The organism is Brevundimonas aurifodinae (assembly GCF_040195595.1).
GTDB classification, from domain to species: Bacteria; Pseudomonadota; Alphaproteobacteria; order Caulobacterales; family Caulobacteraceae; genus Brevundimonas; species Brevundimonas aurifodinae.
This window is the reverse complement of the sequence record NZ_JBEGDD010000002.1, coordinates 61,738-81,096: the sequence shown is the minus strand read 5'-3', so window position 1 is coordinate 81,096 and position 19,359 is coordinate 61,738. Positions and strand designations below refer to the sequence as shown.

The 19,359-nt window shown below is 67.3% G+C and carries 23 protein-coding genes; 4 read left to right on the top strand and 19 right to left on the bottom strand.

Annotated elements, in window-relative coordinates; genetic code table 11:
• Positions 1-44 precede the first annotated feature (44 nt).
• Together ABN401_RS02885 and ABN401_RS02880 are read left to right on the top strand one after the other, a co-directional pair.
• Positions 45-1,484, top strand: coding sequence for a tyrosine-type recombinase/integrase (locus ABN401_RS02885; RefSeq protein WP_349683334.1), 1,440 nt, complete (start codon positions 45-47; stop codon positions 1,482-1,484).
• Between the two features lie 169 nt (positions 1,485-1,653).
• Positions 1,654-2,547, top strand: a complete 894-nt coding sequence (locus ABN401_RS02880; RefSeq protein ID WP_349683333.1) for an S-4TM family putative pore-forming effector — start codon at positions 1,654-1,656, stop codon at positions 2,545-2,547.
• Positions 2,548-2,557: 10 nt separating this feature from the next.
• Here the strand turns inward: ABN401_RS02880 and ABN401_RS02875 are convergent, their stop codons facing one another.
• The 4 genes from ABN401_RS02875 to ABN401_RS02860 are packed head-to-tail and all read right to left on the bottom strand — an operon-like array spanning position 2,558 to position 5,280.
• Entirely contained in the window at positions 2,558-3,442 is an 885-nt protein-coding gene (locus ABN401_RS02875) for a CBASS oligonucleotide cyclase (protein WP_349683332.1), read from the bottom strand.
• Positions 3,439-3,942, bottom strand: coding sequence for a hypothetical protein (locus ABN401_RS02870; protein ID WP_349683331.1), 504 nt, complete (start codon positions 3,940-3,942; stop codon positions 3,439-3,441). Before ABN401_RS02870 ends, ABN401_RS02875 begins: the two co-directional genes overlap by 4 nt.
• Entirely contained in the window at positions 3,942-4,412 is a 471-nt protein-coding gene (locus ABN401_RS02865) for a hypothetical protein (protein WP_349683330.1), read from the bottom strand. Before ABN401_RS02865 ends, ABN401_RS02870 begins: the two co-directional genes overlap by 1 nt.
• Positions 4,399-5,280 (bottom strand): AAA family ATPase, encoded by an 882-nt coding sequence (locus tag ABN401_RS02860; RefSeq protein ID WP_349683329.1) that lies wholly within the window; start codon positions 5,278-5,280, stop codon positions 4,399-4,401. Before ABN401_RS02860 ends, ABN401_RS02865 begins: the two co-directional genes overlap by 14 nt.
• 657 nt (positions 5,281-5,937) lie before the next feature.
• Here ABN401_RS02860 and ABN401_RS02855 point away from each other — a divergent pair.
• Both ABN401_RS02855 and ABN401_RS02850 read left to right on the top strand, forming a co-directional pair.
• The gene (locus ABN401_RS02855; protein WP_349683328.1) at positions 5,938-6,540 is read left to right on the top strand and encodes a type IV toxin-antitoxin system AbiEi family antitoxin domain-containing protein; all 603 of its coding nucleotides are present in this window, start codon (positions 5,938-5,940) and stop codon (positions 6,538-6,540) included.
• Complete coding sequence (locus ABN401_RS02850; RefSeq protein WP_349683327.1) at positions 6,537-7,457, top strand: nucleotidyl transferase AbiEii/AbiGii toxin family protein; 921 nt, start codon at positions 6,537-6,539, stop codon at positions 7,455-7,457. The genes ABN401_RS02855 and ABN401_RS02850 overlap by 4 nt, the downstream gene beginning before the upstream one ends.
• Positions 7,458-7,504: 47 nt before the next feature.
• Here the strand turns inward: ABN401_RS02850 and ABN401_RS02845 are convergent, their stop codons facing one another.
• From ABN401_RS02845 to ABN401_RS02775, 15 genes are all read right to left on the bottom strand, one after another.
• The gene (locus ABN401_RS02845) at positions 7,505-7,894 is read right to left on the bottom strand and encodes a helix-turn-helix transcriptional regulator (RefSeq protein ID WP_349683567.1); all 390 of its coding nucleotides are present in this window, start codon (positions 7,892-7,894) and stop codon (positions 7,505-7,507) included.
• Positions 7,895-7,902: 8 nt separating this feature from the next.
• Positions 7,903-8,061 (bottom strand): hypothetical protein, encoded by a 159-nt coding sequence (locus ABN401_RS02840; RefSeq protein WP_349683326.1) that lies wholly within the window; start codon positions 8,059-8,061, stop codon positions 7,903-7,905.
• 80 nt (positions 8,062-8,141) lie between these two features.
• Complete coding sequence (locus ABN401_RS02835; protein WP_349683325.1) at positions 8,142-8,420, bottom strand: hypothetical protein; 279 nt, start codon at positions 8,418-8,420, stop codon at positions 8,142-8,144.
• Positions 8,417-9,025: a lytic transglycosylase domain-containing protein gene (locus ABN401_RS02830; RefSeq protein ID WP_349683324.1), complete on the bottom strand. Its 609-nt coding sequence runs from the start codon at positions 9,023-9,025 to the stop codon at positions 8,417-8,419. The genes ABN401_RS02835 and ABN401_RS02830 overlap by 4 nt, the downstream gene beginning before the upstream one ends.
• Positions 9,019-9,531 carry a S26 family signal peptidase gene (locus ABN401_RS02825; RefSeq protein ID WP_349683323.1) on the bottom strand — a complete coding sequence of 171 codons (513 nt, stop codon included), beginning with the start codon at positions 9,529-9,531 and terminating at the stop codon, positions 9,019-9,021. Before ABN401_RS02825 ends, ABN401_RS02830 begins: the two co-directional genes overlap by 7 nt.
• The gene (locus ABN401_RS02820; protein WP_349683322.1) at positions 9,528-10,691 is read right to left on the bottom strand and encodes a TraB/TrbI/VirB10 family type IV secretion system protein; all 1,164 of its coding nucleotides are present in this window, start codon (positions 10,689-10,691) and stop codon (positions 9,528-9,530) included. The genes ABN401_RS02825 and ABN401_RS02820 overlap by 4 nt, the downstream gene beginning before the upstream one ends.
• Entirely contained in the window at positions 10,688-11,794 is a 1,107-nt protein-coding gene (gene trbG / locus ABN401_RS02815) for a P-type conjugative transfer protein TrbG (protein WP_349683321.1), read from the bottom strand. The genes ABN401_RS02820 and trbG overlap by 4 nt, the downstream gene beginning before the upstream one ends.
• On the bottom strand, positions 11,773-12,456 hold the full coding sequence (trbF, locus tag ABN401_RS02810) for a conjugal transfer protein TrbF (protein ID WP_349683320.1): 684 nt from the start codon (positions 12,454-12,456) through the stop codon (positions 11,773-11,775). The genes trbG and trbF overlap by 22 nt, the downstream gene beginning before the upstream one ends.
• Before the next feature lie 2 nt (positions 12,457-12,458).
• Positions 12,459-13,853, bottom strand: a complete 1,395-nt coding sequence (gene trbL, locus ABN401_RS02805) for a P-type conjugative transfer protein TrbL (RefSeq protein WP_349683319.1) — start codon at positions 13,851-13,853, stop codon at positions 12,459-12,461.
• Between the two features lie 13 nt (positions 13,854-13,866).
• A complete protein-coding gene (locus tag ABN401_RS02800) occupies positions 13,867-14,511 on the bottom strand; it encodes a conjugal transfer protein TrbJ (protein ID WP_349683318.1) in 645 nt (214 codons plus the stop codon).
• A 106-nt stretch (positions 14,512-14,617) separates the two neighbouring features.
• Positions 14,618-17,071, bottom strand: coding sequence for a conjugal transfer protein TrbE (trbE, locus tag ABN401_RS02795; RefSeq protein WP_349683317.1), 2,454 nt, complete (start codon positions 17,069-17,071; stop codon positions 14,618-14,620).
• 7 nt (positions 17,072-17,078) lie between these two features.
• Positions 17,079-17,354, bottom strand: a complete 276-nt coding sequence (locus ABN401_RS02790; RefSeq protein WP_349683316.1) for a VirB3 family type IV secretion system protein — start codon at positions 17,352-17,354, stop codon at positions 17,079-17,081.
• A complete protein-coding gene (locus tag ABN401_RS02785; RefSeq protein ID WP_349683315.1) occupies positions 17,354-17,674 on the bottom strand; it encodes a TrbC/VirB2 family type IV secretion system protein in 321 nt (106 codons plus the stop codon). The genes ABN401_RS02790 and ABN401_RS02785 overlap by 1 nt, the downstream gene beginning before the upstream one ends.
• Positions 17,675-17,947: 273 nt before the next feature.
• The gene (trbB, locus tag ABN401_RS02780; RefSeq protein WP_349683314.1) at positions 17,948-18,904 is read right to left on the bottom strand and encodes a P-type conjugative transfer ATPase TrbB; all 957 of its coding nucleotides are present in this window, start codon (positions 18,902-18,904) and stop codon (positions 17,948-17,950) included.
• Between the two features lies 1 nt (position 18,905).
• A complete protein-coding gene (locus ABN401_RS02775; protein ID WP_349683313.1) occupies positions 18,906-19,358 on the bottom strand; it encodes a hypothetical protein in 453 nt (150 codons plus the stop codon).
• Between the last annotated feature and the right edge of the window lies 1 nt (position 19,359).

The following is a 19,359-nucleotide window of genomic DNA, read 5'->3' as shown; positions in this document are numbered from 1 at the left end:
ATCTGTGACCAAATCGGCGGCTTTCAGTACCAGCGAGTTTGTGTATGACCAGCCTTGACCCGTCCGCGTCGGTCACCAAGATCCTTCTGACCGCAGGCCCTCGCGGCACCATTCATATGAAGGTGCCGCCAGGCGTTCGTCGTATCCGCGACAGTCTTACGCCCGGCCTGGACATCCTGATCGGGAAGACCAAGCGCACTTATGCGGTGAAACTGAGGGTCAAAGACCGTCCCGGTCAGTTGGTCGTTCGGTTGGGCGACGTCGATCAACTGGACCTCAAGGACGCGCGACTTCAGGCCAGAGCCGCGATCGATGATGCGCGAAGAGGCATCCTGCCAGAACAAGCGAGCGAGCGCCGGGAACAGGCCAGGCGCGCTGAAGCGGCGGCGGCCCGCAAAGCGGAACTGGAGGCCGAGCGGGCGCAGTCCGTCACCTTCAGGTCCGTCGCGGACGAATACCTTGCCGACAAACTCCCCGGTGGCGGCGGCAGGCTCGCGTCCCAGTCCGAACTCAAGCGCAAGCTCGAGAAGGAATTGAAGAGCTGGCATAAGCGGCCGATTGCCGAAATCACGCGAGCCGAGATCAAGACGCTGGCCAGAACCAAGGCCAAGGCGTCGGAAACCTCAGCCAACCGGCTTCTGTCCTTCATCAAGCGTGTTTTTGCCTGGGCCGAGGATCAGGACATCATCGACGATAATCCCGCGCTCGGGGTGAAGAAACCCGGCGCCGAAGCCGAACGGATGCGCTATCTCGAGGATGACGAGATCCGGCTGTTCTGGAAGGCGGCCGACACCATCCCCGAGCCGGCCGGACGGCTCTTCCAGCTCTGCCTGGTCACAGGCCAACGCCGGGGCGAGGTCGGCGGACTGCGGCGTTCAGAACTCGGCGAGTTTCGGTTCAAGGATCGCGAGGGAAAGGCAAGCTCGGTCAAAGCCTGGTTGCTGCCTGCAGGCCGAACGAAGCGTCGGCGCGATCATGCCGTTCCCCTTTCGCCCTTGGCTCAAGCCATCATCGCTGGCGTTCCCGAACTGAAGAATGAGCAAGGCGAGGTGACGGACCACGTCTTCGCCACGGCGGGCCATAGGGACCAGGCCCCCTCGGGTTGTTCGAAGTTCAAGCGAGCGCTGGACGAGGCGATCGGGCGACTGATCGCCGAGGAAGCGGGCGAGGATTTCGATGCCGCACGACATCGGCTGGCGGACTGGCATATCCACGATCTGCGGGCGACCTGCGCGACCCACCTCGACATGGAGGAGGTCGATAGCCAGACAATCTCGCGGATTCTGAACCATGCAGAGGGTGATTCAAAAAGCATCACCAAGCGTTACAAGCGTTATGCCTACGACCGCGAAGCCTCGGAAGCGCTCAACCTCTGGGCCGAGAAGCTGGAGCGATTGACCCAGGCAAAGCGGGACACGGCCCCGCTTTCCCTCTTCGCCTTCAATGACCCAGTGCGTGTCAGTGCCAAGCGGCAGGCGGCCTGAAGGCCCTGATATGGTTTTCGCCCTTGCTCCCTATCGCCGGAAGGCACTCTTTGGCCGACCCATGACCGCCGAAACCGATGGCTCTGTCGGTCATGACCGTCGGGCCCCAGCCTGTCGGTGGTAGGCCATGACCTATTGAAACCGGGCCGCTTTGGTCGATAAGCGAGGCATGAACGATATTCCGCTCCGGCAGAACCAGGAGGCCAATCTTCGGCTGTTGCGGGCGCGACAGGAGATGTTTCATCGGGCCAAGCTGGTTTTCATCGCGCAGCTTCTGCTGACGGTGCTGCTGCCAGTCTCAGGGGCCATCTGGGGCCTGGTTCACGAGGACCAACGCGCGACCATCGCTCTGTTGAGCCTGGTCATGACCGTCGTGGATGCGGCGCTGCTCGACCGGGCGCAGCGTCGGTTCGTCCGCAACGGTGCCAAGGCGGCCGAGGCGTTCGACTGCAGCGTGCTCCAGCTGCCCTGGAACACCCTGGCGGCGGGAAAGCCCTTGGACGACGAGGCCGTCGAGGAAGCCGCGACGTCATGGGAACGACGCCGCCAGAACAAGGGGCTGATCGACTGGTATCCGAACGAGGTCGGCCAAGCCTCACTCTCGCTCGGCCGCCTGATCTGCCAACGGACCAACCTTTGGTACGATGGCCGGCTCCGGCGATTGAATGGGTCTCTTGCTCTCCTCCTGGCCTGGGCATTGCCGATCGCTCTGTTGTTGGCGTGCTGGTGGCTCAACCTGCCGTTTCGCGAGATCGCCATCGTCCTGACGCCAGCTGCCCCCGTCATGGTCTGGGCCATCCGCGAGCATTTCAGGCAGAAGGACACGGCCGAGGCGCAAGAGCAGACCAAGGGCGAGGCTGAGGCCTATCTGTCGGCCATCAAGCGTGGAGAACTGAGTGAGCCCGAGGCCCAGCAGGCCGCTCGCGACGTCCAGAACGCCCTGTACGCCAGACGCGCGGCCAGCCCCATGATCATCCCGGGGCTGTACCAACTCGCCCGCCCGGGCCTGGAACGTCAGATGAAGGCCGGGGCCGCGGAACATGTCCGCGACCCCAAATCCTAGATGCGCTCTGTCAGGACGCGGGGAAGAACTCGCCGAAGACCTCTCGCCAGATCCTGACCGCCTCCCCTTCTCGGCCCTGGGCCTCGGCGCGGTAGGCCCGCGTCGCGGCCATCTCCGCGGCCTCCAGCTTGAGACGGGCGGCCGAGCAAAGCGCGGACGTCATCTCATCAGACACCGGCGGCCCCAGATGGGCAGGATCGGCCCAGTCCTCGTGAACGCTCGCAGCCGCCGCCGCGAAGAAGCGTCGCGCCTCATCCGGGAAGGTGTTGAACGGCCCGTCGATGAGATCCAACGCCATCACCTCAACCAGGAACGAGGGCTCGATGGGCCGACCGTTCGCTCGGTTCCAGCTCTTGAGCATCTTCACCAGCGGGACCCAGTTGCCCGAGAGATCCCGGTTCTTGGCCGTGGTCAGATCGTTGTGCGTCGCCGGATTGGTCTTGATCCAGGTTCCGAGCTGTTCATCCGGAATCTCGTAGTCCGAGCCGGAGGCGAAAGCGGGCACCACGTCCAGGCTGACGACCTTGCCGTCTTCATGCTGGGTCTGGTTGCGCTTCTCGAACCAGACGGTCACGCACCGTCGATCACGGACGACCTGATCGCGGCCATAGGCGTCGACCAGACAGGCCTCCAGGTCGTCGAGCACGGCTTTCGGGTGCGCCTTTCGGCGCTCCGACTCCTTCGTGCCCAGAACGACGAAGATGTCGATGTCCTTGAGCGGCTTGGTCTTGGTGTGCCGGCCGTAGGATCCTGCCAAGAAATCATGATCGACGTCGAAAGACGCCTGGACCGTGGCCCGAACGTCTTTCTGCCGCCGACTGGCGTCGTCCTGTTCCGTCTTCGTCAGCTCCAGGCGGGATTTGAAGGTGGCGAAAGCGTCGCTGACCTTGCTCATGACGGTCTCCAATAGTTGAGGCCCGCAGTGATATCGTGCGTGGCGATGGCGGTGCCGGTCGCGCGGCTGACGAGTCCGGCGGTCGAACGCTTGGTGCAGCTCGACATCCCAAGCACGTCGGGTCGGCCGGGGCGCGTCGTCAGGATGATCGTGTAGGTGCACCCGCTGGGCGGACGTCCGACCTTGTCGATGGTCCGCTGGAGATGCTGGCGATCGACCCACATGTCATCGTCGACGCCGCTGCCGGCATAGGTGATGGGAAAGTCCCAGCGGAGCTGAAGATCGCGTGACCCAGGCTTGTGGAACTCGATCGTCACCGTGGTCAGCCAGCCGCTTTCAAGCCAGGTTCGCGCGGCATTGCCCACGATGGCCCAGTCGTCGACGAGTTTCTCGGGCGACAGACCGGCCGCCTGGACGATCCGGGTCAGCTGATTGCGCATGTGATCCGCAACGAAGGCTGCGGTGTGGGTGCGGGTATAGGTGAAGGTTGAGACGGCCATCAGTGCGCGGCTCCCCAGTCGATCGTGAGCGCCGATGCCGCGGCGGGTTGCGCGTTGGACGCCTGTTCCGCCAGCGCGCCAGGGGTGTCGTTGAAGTCGTGAACGACCAGACGCGGCGCCCGCTTCGCCAAGGTCTCCGTCACCCAGTCGATATCGACAGGATCGCAGGGCACATACAGCGTCCAGTCTTTCGCCGTCGGGTTCCAGTCGAGCGCCGCGACGTCGAGTCCCAGACTGACCGCATCGGCACCGTAAGTGAAATAGAGCACCAGGCGGTGGCCATCGCCCTTCAGCGTCAGAGGATGATCGGCGTAATGCTCCTCGGCGAGCAGGCTCGCCATCACCGTGGTCGCCGCCGTCAGCTGAGCCGTGTCGATGGAATCCGACTGGGTGATCAGATCGATGACCGCCGCCCAGGTTTCGGCCCCCGACCGGGCCGGGACGGCCGCGATATCCCTACGCAGCTTCACGGCCGATCTCCTTGCCCGCCTGGGTGGCGGCCTTGATCGCGGCCAGCAGTTGCTGGCTCGTGACGAGGTTGGGATCGCGCGCCGTCGCCAGCGACCCGGCGAGGGCGCCGACGACCGCCTTGCGCAGGCGCCGCCCATCCATGCCGTTGGACGCGGTCACGAACAGGGCCATGTCGCGCCCGAGGCCGGCGACCTTGGGCCATTGGCGTGCCAGGGCGTCCAAGGTGTCGCGGATGATCTCGGCCCGGGCCTCGGCGTTCGGCGGCGGGATGGTTTCGATCAGGTCCGCGCGGGACAGGAAGGCGGCGTCGACCGCCTGCGGATAGTTGGTCGTGGCGATCAGCAGGATATTCTTGTGGGTCCGCGTCAGCAGATCGAGTCCGGCGAGCACGGCGTCGGTCGCCCGGTGCACATCGACGGGATTGGCTTCCAGGCTCATCCGGCGCCGATCGGCCGCCAAGGTCTCCACTTCATCCAGCAGTACGACGGCGACGCCGCCCATGCCGGCTTCCGGAATGGTTTGGGTGAACAGGGTGGTGACCTGCTGCTGGCTCTTGCCGAGCGAGGCGCTCGCCAGACCGTGCGGGTCGATCTGCAGGAAGGTCACCTTCTGGCCCGTAAGCATAGACGCCACCTTGGTGGCGAGGCCCCGGGCCAGCGTCGTCTTGCCGGTTCCGGGAATACCGGCCAACACGATCAAACCATGGAGCGGCGCGGCGTCGAACGGGACGGACCGCCGGACGGTCAAGGCCAGCATCGATTGGGCGAGAAGGCGATCCTTGACGCCCTGATCGATCTTGATGGCAGCCCACGCGGTCTCGAACTGGACGTCGGGCAGAGGGCAGCGGTAGGCGATTCCTGAATTCATGGTTCAGTCCTTCGGTTCGGGGAGGAAGAATCCGAGAGGGCTGTGTCGCGGCCACGGTTGTGTGGGCGCGACGGCGATGCATAAGATCGCGCCGCTGGCTCGGATGAGTCGGTATCGGGGAGAGATCGGCCTCCTGAGTGACGGCCAAGTCGAAGTTGGCCGGCCTCTCCCCACCTTGTTCACGCTCAGATCACTGGACAGCCCCGTCGTCTGATGCCGACCAGACCGTCGCGCGTGACGGCCGCGTCGTCGTTTGAATTCTGAGGGCATCGGAACAGCCAACGCCCAATGCTCAGGGACTCGTTAAGGCGAGTCGCAGGCGACGCAAAGGGAACGTTGACGCGTCTTCACTCTGATGCGATTCGTGCCCTGTGTCGAATGCCACGTCAAGATGTTGTGGTAAGATTGTTCGTCGACCCCACATACGGGCGTCGTCGAAGGGATCATGCCGCGTTGGGGCAGCCCGCCGTTTTTAACATCTTTCGACAAGGGAGGCTGTGGCTTTCGTGATGGATCCTGTTCTCGCGGCCTCTCCACCCCGCCTCAATTCAGGTCAGCCCGCCGGGAGCGTGGACGCTCGCCTCAGACTGTGGCAAGTAACATATCCTTGCACTTTGGGCGTATAGATATAGGAAATGTAACATCGCGATGGCGACCATGACCCATATCGAACGCGCCCTCGCCGTCGCCCAGGCCCAAGGCGTCGCGCGCACCCGCGATTTCGTCACCGCTGGCGTCCCCCGCGTCTATCTCAAGCGACTGGTCGAGGATGGTCGACTGAGCCAGGTCGGCCGTGGCCTTTACAGACCTAACGACGTTTCTCTGCCCACGACCTCCAGCCTGGCCGAAGCGGCGCGCGTGGTACCGAACGGGGTGATCGCGCTTCTGTCGGCCCTTCGATTTCACGGACTGACCACCCAGGCCCCTCATGCCGTCTGGCTTCTCATCGGCACGCGGGCGTGGACTCCTGTAAATCCGCCCATGCGGCTGAAGATCGTTCGAGCCAGCGGCCCCTCGCTGACGGAGGGCGTGGAGACACACGACATCGACGGCGTCACCGTGCCCATCACATCCCCCGCCAAGACCGTGGTCGACTGTTTCAAATACCGGCGGAGGGTCGGGCTCGACGTCGCCCTGGAGGCGCTTCGGGATTTCATGAAGGACAGCGCTCGCCGTCGCCAGCGCGACGCGCTCTGGAGATATGCCGAGATCGACCGGGTCCAAACCGTGATCCGCCCTTATCTTGAAGCACTCAGTTGACCCGCCGACCGGTCCGTAATGTCGCCGCCTCGGTCCGCGATCGGCTGACCGCAAGGGCACGGCTGCGCCGCGAGGACGTGCAACTCGTCTTCCTGCGCTACGCGATCGAACGTCTTCTCTATCGATTGAGCGTCTCCAACCACCACTACCGCTTCATCCTGAAAGGCGCGATGCTGTTCGCCCAATGGGCGCCGACGCCGCACCGACCGAGCGGCGACCTCGATCTCCTGGGTCTCGGCGACAGCACCCCTGATGTCGTGCGAGACATCTTTCGCGAGGTTGTGGCGATCCCCGTCGAAGATGACGGTGTTCTCTTCCTGCCCGACACTGTCGTCGCCGAAATCGCGCGGCCCGATGCGGAATACAGCGGCGTGTCGGTGGACGTCAGCGCGGAGATCAACGGCGCGAAGCTCAAGGTCCACATCGACATCGGCTACGGAGACGCCATCACGCCGGCGGCCGTGCAGATCGAATATCCATCGCTCCTGGATCAGCCGAGGGCCAAGCTGCTGGCCTATCCGCGGGAGACCGTCGTCGCCGAGAAGTTCCAGGCCATGGTCGAACTGGGGATGGCCAACACGCGGTTGAAGGACTTCTTCGATCTGTGGGCGATCGCCAACACCTTTGAGTTCGACGGCGAGACTTTGGCGGAAGCGCTCGCCCGCACCTTCGATCGTCGCGATACGGCACTCCCTACAAGCGATCCATTGGCGTTCACGCCCGCCTTCGCCGAACGAAAGCAGAGAGAATGGACGGCCTTTCTCGATCGGACCGACATTGCGATGGCGTCCAAATCCCTACCCGAGACCCAGGCGCTGATCGCGACCTTCGTCCTGCCGCCGGTATTGGCTCGCGCCAGAAATGAGCCCTTTGTCCGGCGCTGGGCCCCCGACGACGGTTGGATGGAGACAAGATGAACACCGTTTGATTTTGGTGGGCATGCCGACGGGCTCAGCGGAAGGCCTCAGAACTCAAAGGCTCGCTGAGCCTCATCGACCGCCCGCCGCTTAGGCTTCGCCCGCGGGATCGGATCGGCGGGCTTGGGCCGCGAGGCCGCGTTCGGCGACCCTCGCCTCTGTGGCGTTGAGGCAGCGAGCGCCTTCGCCTCCTCCTCACGCTCGGAGACTCGAAAGGCGGGAAGCTCGGATTCCGAACGCGGCGCTCTGGACGCCTGCCAGGCGTTGACCTCGCTCTCCAACCAGCCCACGCGACCCGGCGAAATCTGTCTCGGTGTCGGGAAGTCTCCCGCCTTCTGCCGTCGCCAGGCCGTCGTTCGACTGAAGCCGGTCAAGCTCTTGACGGTCTTCCATCCAAGGAAGCGATCGCCAGGCGGTGGTGTCCGCTCGCTGTCCACAGAGGTCGTCACGATCCGACTCCCGCGTGCTGATCGGCGATGCCCTCGGCAAGAAGGTCGTCCGCGCGCCGCTCAAAAGCGGCCGCCAATACCTCAGTATCCCGAGCCGCATCGACCGGATCCCGCCCAGCCCACGAAAGGAGCACGGGCTTCAGCGAAAAACTCATGGACGGATCCGCCATCAAGTCCTCCGGCGTCGGACGCCCAGACGACTCTCGCCGGGGGCGAGATGAAGAAGTAAGACGCGTCATGGCGCACGCCTTTCGTCTGCCGGCCTCTCCCACGACGCACGGCGCAGGCCCGAATCCTGGGCCTCGGCCCAGTCGCGCAGCACGCCGCGTGGGTAGAGGGGCTTGCCGCGTATGTGGCGGCAGGGGGGTCCGTTGCCGACCGACCAGGCCCGCGCCAGGGTCGTCGGCTTCATGCGGATGCCGAACCGCTGGAGGAACTCGGAGGCTTGATTGCGGGTGAGCAGGTCGTCATCCCGCTCGACGGCACTTCCCGCATCATGCTGATCGGGGGTCATCGTGCGCCTCCCGCCCGGCATTCTCGTGAACTGCGCACCCCACGGCCGGCGGTCAGGGCGAGATAGCAATCCACCACGCTGACGACATACTCCTGGGTCTCGCGGATATCCGGAATGCGGCCCAGGCGGGCGACACGACCGGGTCCGGCGTTATACGCGGCCAAGGCCAAACGAAGATCGCCAAACCGAAGCATCTGCCTTGCCAGATAGGCCGCGCCGCCGAACAGATTCTCGGCCGGATCGAAGCGGTCGCGAACACCGAGCTCGGCGGCGGTGCCGGGCATCAACTGGGCGAGGCCGCAGGCTCCGACCGGGGAACAGGCCTCGTTGCGATAGGCGCTTTCGACCACGACCAGGGCATGCAGGAGCTTGGGATCCAGACCGTGCCGCTCCGCCGCCGTGGCGATCGCGGCCATGAACGGCTGGCTGAGCGGAGCCAGACGCGGCGTGTCCAGCGGTTCCTCCGCCGACAGCTCGGCGACGGGTTCGCCCGTGTCGACGGCCGCAAACAGATCGCCGCCCGCCGCGCGCCAGTCGGCCGTCTGGGCCGAGGCCGTGCTGGCACTGAGCAGGGCCGCGAGGGTGATGAGGGTTCGTCTCACCATGTCAGGGTCTCCTTGTAGACACCGTCCACCTGGCTCCGAAGAACCGGGCCGAAGTAGCGGCTGTCGAAACTTCCCGGTGTGTCGCCGAGCAGGAACAGTTCATCGGGGGCGAGCGTCCGGCAGCCGCGCCAGACGGGCAGCGCGATGCCGCGCCGGTCGCGCGCCAGGACGGGCGAGACGTGAGATGGCGTCCGCACCGCACCTTCTTCTGCGCAGACGCGGTCTCCGCCGACGGCCGCGACTCGTTTGATCAGCTTGACCTCGGCCGGCATCCCGAGCCTGGCCAGATACGGCCGGATGCTGGACGGCTGGGCGATGGCGACCACGCTGCCGGGCGCGATCCGGGCGTCGGCCTGCCGGACGTAGAGCCCCTCAGGCAGGCTCGGGCTCTCATTGATCAGCGCAAGGTCGGGAGAGCGGTTGGCGGACGCCGCCATCACGGCCAATCCGGCGACCGGGATGAGCGTCCAGGCGGCCCATTGTCGGTACTGCAAGAAGAGCATCATGGCCGATAGGGCTCCAGGATGAGGTCGCGGGTGATCAGCACCCGCACCGGGGCGCCGGCGCGCAAACGGATGGACGGCCGCACCTGGAGCTCGCGATCGATCAGACTGCCGCCGACCCGCGCGCCCTCGATCGCCGTGGCGTCGCCCACATCGCCGAGAAGGCCGCCGCTGTCGTCATCGTCGTCGCGGGCGATCTGGCCGAGGGTGGTGATGGCCCCGGCGAACAGGGTGGCGACCGCGAGGGGGTAGAGCCTCCGATCGACCCGACCCTGGACGCCGACGGCGCCTTGGGCGTCGACCCCGGGCTCCTCGGTCAGGATCAGGCTCTTGCCGTTCGGAAGGATCAGCCGCTCCCAGGTCAGAAAGGCCCGACGATCGCCGTAGCTGCTCTCGCCATCGTGGCGACCGATCAGCCGAGTGCCTTGTGGTAGGAGCAGGTGCCGGCCGCTGACGGAGTCGAACACATTTTGGGTCACGGTGGCCACGACCGGTCCGGAGCGCGATGTGTCGATCCCGGTCAGGAGCGCCGCTGGCACGATGTCGCCGGCCTTCAGTTCGAAGGGCGACAGAGGATTCATCAGGGTGTGGCCGTTGTAGACGGCCCCGTAGTCCCGACCCGGACCGGCCGACGACGCGCCACCGGCAGGCGTGGCCCCGCCCGATGCCTGTGCGCCGGACCCGCCGCCGAAGAACAGGCCTGATCCCGCCGCCTCCTGGGCCACACTGCGGCCGCGAGGCGCGGAAGGCGCGGCGGCGGCAGCGTAACCGTAGTCCGGCGAGCGCACCCGGTCCGTCGCGCGGGTAGCGGCGACGGCCGACTCGGGCTCATCCGACCGCGTGCGGGGCTCGGGCAGTTGGTCGCCCGGGGTCAGGCGGTCGTAGCTGGACGGTTGACCCGTCACCACGTCGGCGGGACGGACCGTGCCGCGGGCCTCGTCGAGACGGCCTTCCTCCACGCGCTCCCGCGCATTGGCCCGAAGCTCGGGCTGGACCACGAAGGCCCAGGCCAGGGAGCCGGAGAGAAGCGCGGCGGCGCCGATCACCACGACCTGCACCACGGATTTGCGCAGGCGCACGGCCGTCGGTCGCGGGGCCCGCGTCGACAGGCCGGGCGGCGGCGCCTTTGGCAGGGGCGCATCGGGATGGATCGGATCGGTCATGAGCGGCCTCCCGCGACGCGGTCGGTGCGACCGATGCGATCGGCGCTGCCGAGGCGTTGGAGCCGGACGATCTGCGGCCGACGGTCACCGAGCCGCAGCTCGGCCCGGTCGAACACCCGATCGACCACGAACAGACCGCCCTGCTGGCGATAGTTGACCATCTGCGCGTCGCCGTCGGGGGCGATGACGAACAGGGCGGGTGCCTCATCGACCTGCAGATCGGCCGAGAAGGTGATGAAGGTCCGCGTGCCGTCGTTGAACACGGCGGTCGGCGTCCAGCGCGGAGCGCGCCCGCGCGGATCGATCCGGTAGCGGGCATCCAAGGGTCCTGTCGGGACGGCCACGGAATCGGCGACCCGCTCCTCGACGCCGCCAAAGGCCCCTGCCCCGCCCGGCGGGATCACCGCGCCGATGTCCCAGGCAACAGCGGCGTTGAACCCGTCCGGCGAGCCGCTCTTCAGCTGCAGGAAATACACTCGCTGCGAGGTGGTCAGGACGAGGTTGGTCTCCAGGCCCCGTTCGAGAGGCTTCAGCAGCACATGGGCGCGCTGGTTGGGGCCCGAGCCGGAACTGGCCTCGCCGATCTGCCAGCGCACCGTGTCGCCCGCCGCCTTCGACGTGACAGTCTCGCCGGGGGCCAGGGTCAGGGTCGTGACCCGCAGCGGCGCGGTCCAGATCTCATAGACCCGGCCCGGGTCGTAAGAGAACACCTGCACGCCGCCGACGAAACTGTCCGAACTCGAGGCGGCGCGGGCTTCGGCGTTGGCTGCCGCGATGGCGGTCGGGCCGACGACGGGTTGCGGCCGAGGGGCCGGTTCAGGCAGCTGATCGGTTGGCGCTGCCTCACGCGGAACGACAGCGTCGGCCGTCACCGCCTCATCCTCGACGGCATCGCCCTCGGCCACGACATCGACGCCGACGTCAGCGCCCGCGATCACATCAAGGTAGGGCCGCTCGGTGGGACTGCGATGCCAGTCCCGGACCTCAGGCGTGGGGAGGGTCGCCACCGCAATCCGCGGAACGTCCGGCAACGGCGCCACGCCGGCGCAGGCGGAGAGGAGGAGGCCGCAGGCGGCCAGGCTCAAGAGGCGTCGGGGGTCCATGACACGTCCTCGATTTTCAGTCCCAGGGGGTTTTTCATCAGCTCCGCCTCGGTGCGGGGCGGCTGAAGGGTGGTGGTGATCAGGGCGCGCCAGCGTTCGGTCCCGGCCGCCTGGCCGTTGATGAACCGGGTCTCGCGCCATTGCAGGTCATAGGTCCGCTCGGTGCGGCGCACGACGTTGAGCACCTCGACATTGACCGCCTCTCGCCCGACCTCGGCGAACGGGTCATGCGCCTGGGCCCAGCTGTTCAGGAAGGACGCAGCCTTCGGTGTGACCAGGTCATAGGCGCGCAGCCAGTTCTGTCGGATGACGATGGGATCGATCGACTTGGACCGCACGTCGCGGATCCAGTCCGCCAGCGCCCTCGCGGTCTGGGCCTCGGTCGGCTCGTAGCGACCGCCTATGGCGGTGATGCGCTGGGTCTGGCCGAGATCCGAGACCTCGACCACGAAGGGTTTGACCACGGCCCGGTCGGCCTGGACCCACCAGCCGGCGCCGAGAAAGCCCGCCAGCACCAGATTGGCCAGGGCGATCCGCCGCCAGTTGCGCGCATGAGCGAGCGACAACCCCATGCGGTCGTCCCAGACCTGGCCGGCCCGCTGATAGGGCGTGCTTTCCGGCGCGGAGGCCAGGGCGCGCTTGGGTTTGAAGAAGGGATGCATGATCAGGACTCCTCCGATCTAAGGCTGGGCGACACCGCCCCGCTGGTCTCGCCGGCGGGCAATAGTCCTCGCCCATGGTTGGCCACAAAAAACGCCTGCATCGCCGCCGCGCGGCCAGGGGCCGCCGCCGTTTGACCTGAGGTTGCGGTGGCGCCCGCCGCTTTGTGGAAGGCGCGGCGTGCGGCCTCGGCTTCCGAGTTGATCTGCGCGGCGGGGCGGGTGGGAGCCGCCTGGCCGGGATCGCCCTCGGTGGGGGATGGCGCGCTGTCCTTTTGGGGCGCGCCAGTCCAGGCGGTCGCCGGCTCGGCGACGCCGGAGGGGCCTGAGGCGGATCGCGTCGCGGCCCAGGGATTGGATGCGGAACCTGACGTGGGCGAACGCGGCCCGGTCGGCGAGGGATTGTCGTTGGACGGGCGCGGCGGGGTTGAGGGCGGGGTCGGCGGTCGCCCTGCCCCCGCGCCGGCGGCGGCGCGCGCCGATCCCGTGACCCGGGACGCGGCGCCACCGGCGGCCGCGCCTGCGCCGGCGATGCCGGCTCCAGCAAGAAGCCCCGCTCCGCCGACGGCCAGAGCGCCGGTGACGGCGGAGCCGGCGCCGAGCGCCGGGCCGCCGGTGACCAGGGCCGAGGCCAGGTTGGGGATGAAGATGGCGAGCATGGCCAGCAGCATCGAGGCCACCAGGATGGTCAGGGCCTCGTACAGATCGGGGTTGGCCGACGGCTGGAGCTGGTCGAACACGGTCCGGGCGCCCGAGACCACGATCGCCAGGGCCAGGACCTTCAGGCCCGAGGAGACGACATAGCCGAGCGGCCGTTCGGCCAGGAAGGCGGACTTGGACCAGATCCCGAACGGCAGGAGCACGAAGCCGCCCAAGGTGACGATCTTGAACTCCAGCAGGGTGACGATGATCTGCAGCGCCAGGACGCCGAACGCCAGCATGATGCCGATCATGGCCAGGCCCAGGATCAGGGCGTCGGTCAGATTGCCCGCGACGTCGAGCGGGTTGTTTACTGGCGCTGGCGTCTCGCCCAGCGCCTTCACGATCTCCCAGCCCTGCTGGAGAATAGCGCCGGGATTGAGGAACTCGCCTTGGGACAGCGAACCGCCGCCGGCCGTGAGCCCCAGTTCGATGAAGCCAGCGTAGAGCGTTTCGGAGAGGGCGTGCCAGTCGTTGATGACGTAGGCGAAGAACCCGATCAGCAGGATCTTGCCGAAGCCGGACGCCAGAATCTCGCGATTGGGTGACAGCAGCCACTGGATCGCGGTCAAGGCCACGACGAGGACGATCATCAGCCCGAACACGCCGTTGACTGCGCCTTGCAGGGCGTTGAACCCGGCCGAGACGGTGTTGGAGAACACCACCATCAGCTCATTGGTTGTCTCCGGGCTGACCGCCATGATCGTCGCGCCCTCAGTTCCGCGCGTTCGGCAGCGGGTTGAAGCTCGGCGCCGCCGGCGTCGCGCTGTCGCGGCCCCAGAACTGCCGACGGGCCTCCGCCCCGGCGGCGCGCTCGGCCGCCGTACGGGCGGTCTCCTCGGCCATCAGCCGCGACTGGGCGAGCATGATGGTGCGCATCGAGCTCAGGTCTTCGGCCAGGACGGCGAGAATCTGGGTCGAGGACTGGATGGCGGCGGTCTGGCCCTCGGCCCGTTCGCTCGCCGACAAGGCGCCCTGAAGACGCCGGTCACGTCCCTGGCTCAGCCGCTCCAGTTCGGCGGCGGTGCGGGCCAGGTCCTGCGCCGTCTCGCGGGCCGCCGTCGTCCGCCGCTCGCTTTGTTGCAAAGCGTTGGCCGGGTCGAGGCCCTCGACGGCGGTCGGATAGAGGTCGGTGAACTGGTCTTCGAGCTGGGTCACCGTCGACGCGACGCCCCGGACGTTCCGGGCCAGCTCGCCGATGTCGCGCAGGGTCGAGGTGGTCTCGCCCAGATGGCTGTAGGGCGAGGCGGCCAGCTCGCGGGCCTGGTTGGCCAGCATCCGCGCCTCGTTGGCAAGGCTGTCGAGCTGGCGCGAGGCCTGGAGCGCGTTCTCGATGTGATTGCGCGGGTCGAACACCACGGCCTGAGGTGGGGCCGGCGGCGGAGTAGGCGGCGGATTGGCCTTGGCCGGCTCTGGCTCGGAACAGGCCGCCAGGGCGACGGCGAGCCCAGCGAGCAGGAGCCCCCTACTCCGCCGCGATGGGCAGGTCGAAAGCGTCCAAGCCCATTGAATCGAAGATGGCGTCCACATGGGTCACTCCCTTGGCTTTGAGGAATTCGCGGGCGAAGGCCGACGGATCGGCGTGGGTGTCGCCGAGCCGCTCCAGCACGTCGTCGATGAGGGTCTGGTCCTCGGGCGAGGACGCGCCGCACAGCGCCAAACCGACCCCCGACAGCTTGAGGTCGAACAGCCGACGCCCCCGGGGCTGACGCCAGTAGTAGGCGCGCTTGGGGGTGGCGAAGGCGATCAGCTCCAGCTGGCGCCGGTTGAGGCCGAAGCCGCGATAGAGGTCCGCCAAGGACGGCTCCAGGGCCCAGGGATTGGGCAGGAACACCTGGGTCGGGCAGCTCTCGATCAGGCTGGACGCGATCGGCGAGGCGGCGATGTCGTCCAGCGACTGGGTGGCGAACACCACGGCGACCCGCTTCTTCCTCAGCGTCTTCAGCCATTCGCGGATCTTGGCGGCGAAGGCCGTCTCGCCGAGGAACAGCCAGGCCTCGTCCAGGATCAGCATCGTCGGGCGGCCATCGAAGTCTCGCTCCAGATGATGGAACAGAGCCGACAGCACCGGCGCCACGGCCGAAGGCGTCGCCATCAGGCTTTCGAGTTCGAAGGTATCGAACCGGGTCGGCTCCAGAGCCTCGAACGCCCCATCCAGCAGGGCGCCATGCGGACCCTTCAGGGTCAGGGGCTCCAGCGCGGAGGCCACGGCCCGGTCCTGCACGAGGGCACAGAACACCGTCAGCGTCCGCTGCGACACCGGCGCGTCCGCCAGCGCAGCCAGGGCGATCCAGATCTCTTCACGCAGGCGCGGGCTCGGATCGAGGCCGGCCAGTTTGCAGGTCTCGGCCAGCCATTCGGCCGCCCAGGCCCGCTCCGGCTCCTGATCGACCCGCGCGAGGGGTTGCAGGGCGAAGGGCGTGCCCGCCTCCAGCGCCCGCCAGCGACCCCCGGCCGCGAGCGTCGCGGCCCGGGCCGATCGGCCCTTGTCGAAAAACACCACCCGCGCGCCGGGATAGCGAAACCACTGAAGCGCCAGGAACGACAGAAGCGCCGACTTGCCGGAGCCGGTGGGGCCCACGACCATCGCATGACCGACATCGCCGACATGGAGGACCAGGCGGAACGGCGTGGAGCCTGTCGTCCGCGCCACGGCCAGCGGCGGGCCGTCCAGGTTGGCGTCCATCGCCGGCCCCGCCCAGACCGCCGAGACCGGCAGCAGATCGGCCAGGTTCAGGGTCGAGACCAAGGGTCTCCGCACATCGGCATAGGGTTCGCCCGGCAGAGAACCGAGCCAGGCCTCGACGGCGTTCAGATCCTCGATCCGGGCGACCAATCCTTGGGCGTTCAGGGCGGCCTCGATGGCACGAGCCTTTTCGGCGGCGACCGCTTCGTTCGCGTCCATCACCGTGACGGTCAGGGTTAGGTAGCCGAAGGCGCAGGCCTCGGCCCCCAGGGCTTCCAGCGCTCCGTCGCATTCCTCGGTCTTGGAGGCGGCATCGGTGTCGAGAAGCGGCACCTCCTCCTTGGTGATGGCTTCACGCAGCAGGGTGCCGACGCCTTTGCGCTTGGCGAACCAGCGCTTCCTCAGCTTGACGATCTCCCGCTCGGCCTCGGCCTTGTCGAGGCCGATCCACCGCGCGCTCCAGCGATAGGCGAAGGGCAGAGATCCCAGGGCGTCCAGCAGACCGGGCCGGGTCGTCGACGGCAGGCCCCGCACCGACACCACCTTGAGCCAGCGGTCCCCGAGCTTCGGAGCCACGCCGCCGGTGAGGCCGGCGTCCGTCAGCCAGGCGTCGAGGAACATCGGCGTCTCGGGCGGCCGGACGGCGAAAGCCTTGGGCGAGACGCAGTCGTGCAGCCAGGTCAGGAGGGCCTGATCGTCTAACGCCTCCACTTCCGGCAATGCGTCGGTCAGGAGGTCCAGCACCCCGCCGGCTTCGCGGCGGAAGGTGTCGAGCGCCGTGCGCCAATCCCGCCCGCCCTTGTCCAGGCCATCGAACAGCCAGCGCTCCATGCGCCGGGCGTCGTCCATCGGCGGCAGCCAGGTCAGGGCGGCGCGGAAATCGGTCTCGAAGGCGGGGTCCGCGCCCTCGAACAGGGCGCGGCGCTCGGCATCAACCAGCCAGGCCGCCTCGACCGGGATCTCGCCGCCGGGATAGGTGGCGGCCGGTCGCCGGCTGGCCTCAACATGCAGGCACCAGCCGGTGCCGAGCCGCTTCAAGGCATTGTTGAGCCGGGCCCTCACCGCCATCAGCTCGTCCTCGGTCGAGGATTCCAGGTCCGGCCCCCGGAAGCGGAAGCCCGAGGTGAAGGAGCCGTCCTTGTTCAACACCACGCCGGGGGCGACCAGCGCCGCCCAGGGCAGATGGTCCGCCAGGGCCGCCGGTCGACGGCGATGCTCATCGAGGAACCGCACGACCGCCTCACCCGTCCAGATGGCCGGGCAGCGCCAGGTGACGCCTCAGGACATCGAAGAAGCGCCGGTCGGTGCGGGCGGCATACAGGCCGATCGCATGGGCGATGGCCCACCACAGCAGACCCAGCCACCAGATGCGGAGCGCCAAGCCCAGCATCAGGGCGATGGTGCCCATGAGGATGGCGTAGTCGCGCGGCATCCCGGCCATCAGCACCGGTTCGGCAAGGGCCTGGGCGACCGGCAGCTCATAGCCGTCCGGTCGCCGGTCGAGCGACGGGGCCATCACCCGATCTCCACGCCGCCGGCGAAGCCAAAGAAATCGAGGAAGAAGGTCGAGGCGGCGAAGGCGATCGACAGGCCGAACATGATCCCCAGGCCCCGCCGCATCGACGAGCCGTTCTCGCTCATGGCGATGCCGGCTCCGAACAGGACCACGGCCACCACGGCCGCGGCCTGGACCACGGGACCGGTGATGGACTCCACCACCTGCTGGAGCGGCCCTTCCCAGGGCATCCCCGACCCGCCCGCCAGGACCTGGCCCGCCATCAGCAGGCCGCAGGTCGCCGTCGCGGCCGAAAGGCCGCGTAGAAGTATTCTACGCATCGGTTGCTTCCTGTTTGTTGGCGCGTCAGCCGGCGCCGCGAATCAAGACAAACAAACTCATCCACATGTTGTCAACAGTGATGAAAAGTATTTTTACACGACTCAAATCCGAGTTAGAGGTGACTTAGGTGAACTCACATCACAAACTCAATCTGACCCTCATAGGTGACTTGCCGTAAGTCAGTCTGCGACTTGCCGTGACTTGCGTCCTATTCAGCGGCGACGGAGATTTACCAGACAGCGCCTCTGTTCGATCTCCGTTTGTTCAGAGGATCACGCCAAGGTGCGTAAGCGATATTCGTCATCTTCAACGCCATCGACCGAGAGTACGGTTTCCACCCGACGACCTTCGTGTGTGCGCCGGATGTGCACGATCCGGTCCACAGCCTGGCCGATCGCACGTCTAGGGACGGTGCTGGAGACCTCGGCGATCAGATCCTCCAATCGGCGCAGGGCCTCTTCGGCGGAGTTGGCGTGCAGGGTCGAGAGGCCGCCCGGATGGCCTGTGTTCCAACTCTTGAGCGTCTCCAGGGCCGCCGCCCCTTCGCGCATCTCGCCGACCACGATCCGATCGGGCCGCATCCGCAGCGCATCGCGGACCAGATCGACCACGCCGATGACCTTGGGATATCGGCGCGTGAGCACCGAGACCACGTCCCAGGCCGAGCATTGCAGTTCCGGCGTATCCTCGACCAGGAAGACACGGTCGTCGGCGAAGGCCGGCTCCGCCAAGACGGCATTGGCCAGGGTGGTCTTGCCCGACCCGGTGCCGCCGGAGATCAGGATGTTGCGGCGCTCCATGGCAGCGGACCGGAGCGCCTCCGCCTGCGCCTCGCTCATCACGCCGTCGCGGACATAGTCATCCAGACGCCAGATCACCGCCGGGCGTTTGCGGATCGAAAAGGCCGGGGCCGACGACACCGGCGGCAGAACCCCCTGAAACCGCTCGCCGGTTTCGGGTAGGACGCCCGATAGCCGCGGATCGTCGCGCGTCACGGGTTCGCCGACATAGTCGGCGATCAGCTTGATCGTCCGGTCGCGGGCCTCGGCCGACAGCCGCTCGCCCGTATCCCGTCGACCGAACCCCAGCACGTCGAGCACGATGCGTCCGTCGGGATTGGCCAGAATCTCGACCACGGTCGGCTCGACCATGGCCGCCAGCACGGTATCGCCGAGTGCGTGCCGCAGGGCCTCGAGCTTGCGCTCGGCAACGATGGGATGAGCGCGCACCTCAGTTGGCCGCCCCGAAGGATCGGGGCTCCGCATCGAGCCTCGATTCCGACTCCGGCCGGGGATCGCGGCCCTGGACGATGCGGGACGCCGCCGCGTCCAGCAGCCGGTCGATGCGCCGGTCCACCGTCGCCTGGACGGTGGGATCCTGATCGGCGACGGCATCAGGAAGGCGCAGGAACATCGCCTTGGCCACCTCGATCAGGACTTCCTGAACGATCTGCATGTCGCGCGAGTTCGACCGCATATGATCCCGGAGCGATCGCTCCATCTGCAGCAGACGGTCCTCGGGATCGGCCTGGGGCGCCTTGGCCAGCCCTCGTGCGATCGCCCTGCCCGCCGCCTGACTGAGGGTGGCCCTGGACGCCTTGGCTTCCCGGTTGAGGCCGGCGACGACCCGGGCGTCGGTGAGATAGACCTGCACCCGTGTGCGGGCAGCGACCGTCTTGGGCATG

Bases quoted from the DNA above. Each gene is read 5' to 3' on its own strand.
- ABN401_RS02840 (WP_349683326.1), bottom strand. From the start codon at position 8,061: ATGAGTTTTTCGCTGAAGCCCGTGCTCCTTTCGTGGGCTGGGCGGGAT.
- ABN401_RS02785 (WP_349683315.1), bottom strand. From the start codon at position 17,674: ATGCGTAGAATACTTCTACGCGGCCTTTCGGCCGCGACGGCGACCTGC.
- ABN401_RS02885 (WP_349683334.1), top strand. From the start codon at position 45: ATGACCAGCCTTGACCCGTCCGCGTCGGTCACCAAGATCCTTCTGACC.
- trbG (WP_349683321.1), bottom strand. From the start codon at position 11,794: ATGGACCCCCGACGCCTCTTGAGCCTGGCCGCCTGCGGCCTCCTCCTC.
- ABN401_RS02860 (WP_349683329.1), bottom strand. From the start codon at position 5,280: ATGAATTCAGGAATCGCCTACCGCTGCCCTCTGCCCGACGTCCAGTTC.
- ABN401_RS02880 (WP_349683333.1), top strand. From the start codon at position 1,654: ATGAACGATATTCCGCTCCGGCAGAACCAGGAGGCCAATCTTCGGCTG.
- ABN401_RS02825 (WP_349683323.1), bottom strand. From the start codon at position 9,531: ATGATGCTCTTCTTGCAGTACCGACAATGGGCCGCCTGGACGCTCATC.
- ABN401_RS02820 (WP_349683322.1), bottom strand. From the start codon at position 10,691: ATGACCGATCCGATCCATCCCGATGCGCCCCTGCCAAAGGCGCCGCCG.
- ABN401_RS02790 (WP_349683316.1), bottom strand. From the start codon at position 17,354: ATGGCCCCGTCGCTCGACCGGCGACCGGACGGCTATGAGCTGCCGGTC.
- ABN401_RS02875 (WP_349683332.1), bottom strand. From the start codon at position 3,442: ATGAGCAAGGTCAGCGACGCTTTCGCCACCTTCAAATCCCGCCTGGAG.
- ABN401_RS02830 (WP_349683324.1), bottom strand. From the start codon at position 9,025: ATGGTGAGACGAACCCTCATCACCCTCGCGGCCCTGCTCAGTGCCAGC.
- ABN401_RS02775 (WP_349683313.1), bottom strand. From the start codon at position 19,358: ATGCCCAAGACGGTCGCTGCCCGCACACGGGTGCAGGTCTATCTCACC.
- trbF (WP_349683320.1), bottom strand. From the start codon at position 12,456: ATGCATCCCTTCTTCAAACCCAAGCGCGCCCTGGCCTCCGCGCCGGAA.
- ABN401_RS02835 (WP_349683325.1), bottom strand. From the start codon at position 8,420: ATGACCCCCGATCAGCATGATGCGGGAAGTGCCGTCGAGCGGGATGAC.
- ABN401_RS02855 (WP_349683328.1), top strand. From the start codon at position 5,938: ATGACCCATATCGAACGCGCCCTCGCCGTCGCCCAGGCCCAAGGCGTC.
- ABN401_RS02870 (WP_349683331.1), bottom strand. From the start codon at position 3,942: ATGGCCGTCTCAACCTTCACCTATACCCGCACCCACACCGCAGCCTTC.
- trbL (WP_349683319.1), bottom strand. From the start codon at position 13,853: ATGGCGGTCAGCCCGGAGACAACCAATGAGCTGATGGTGGTGTTCTCC.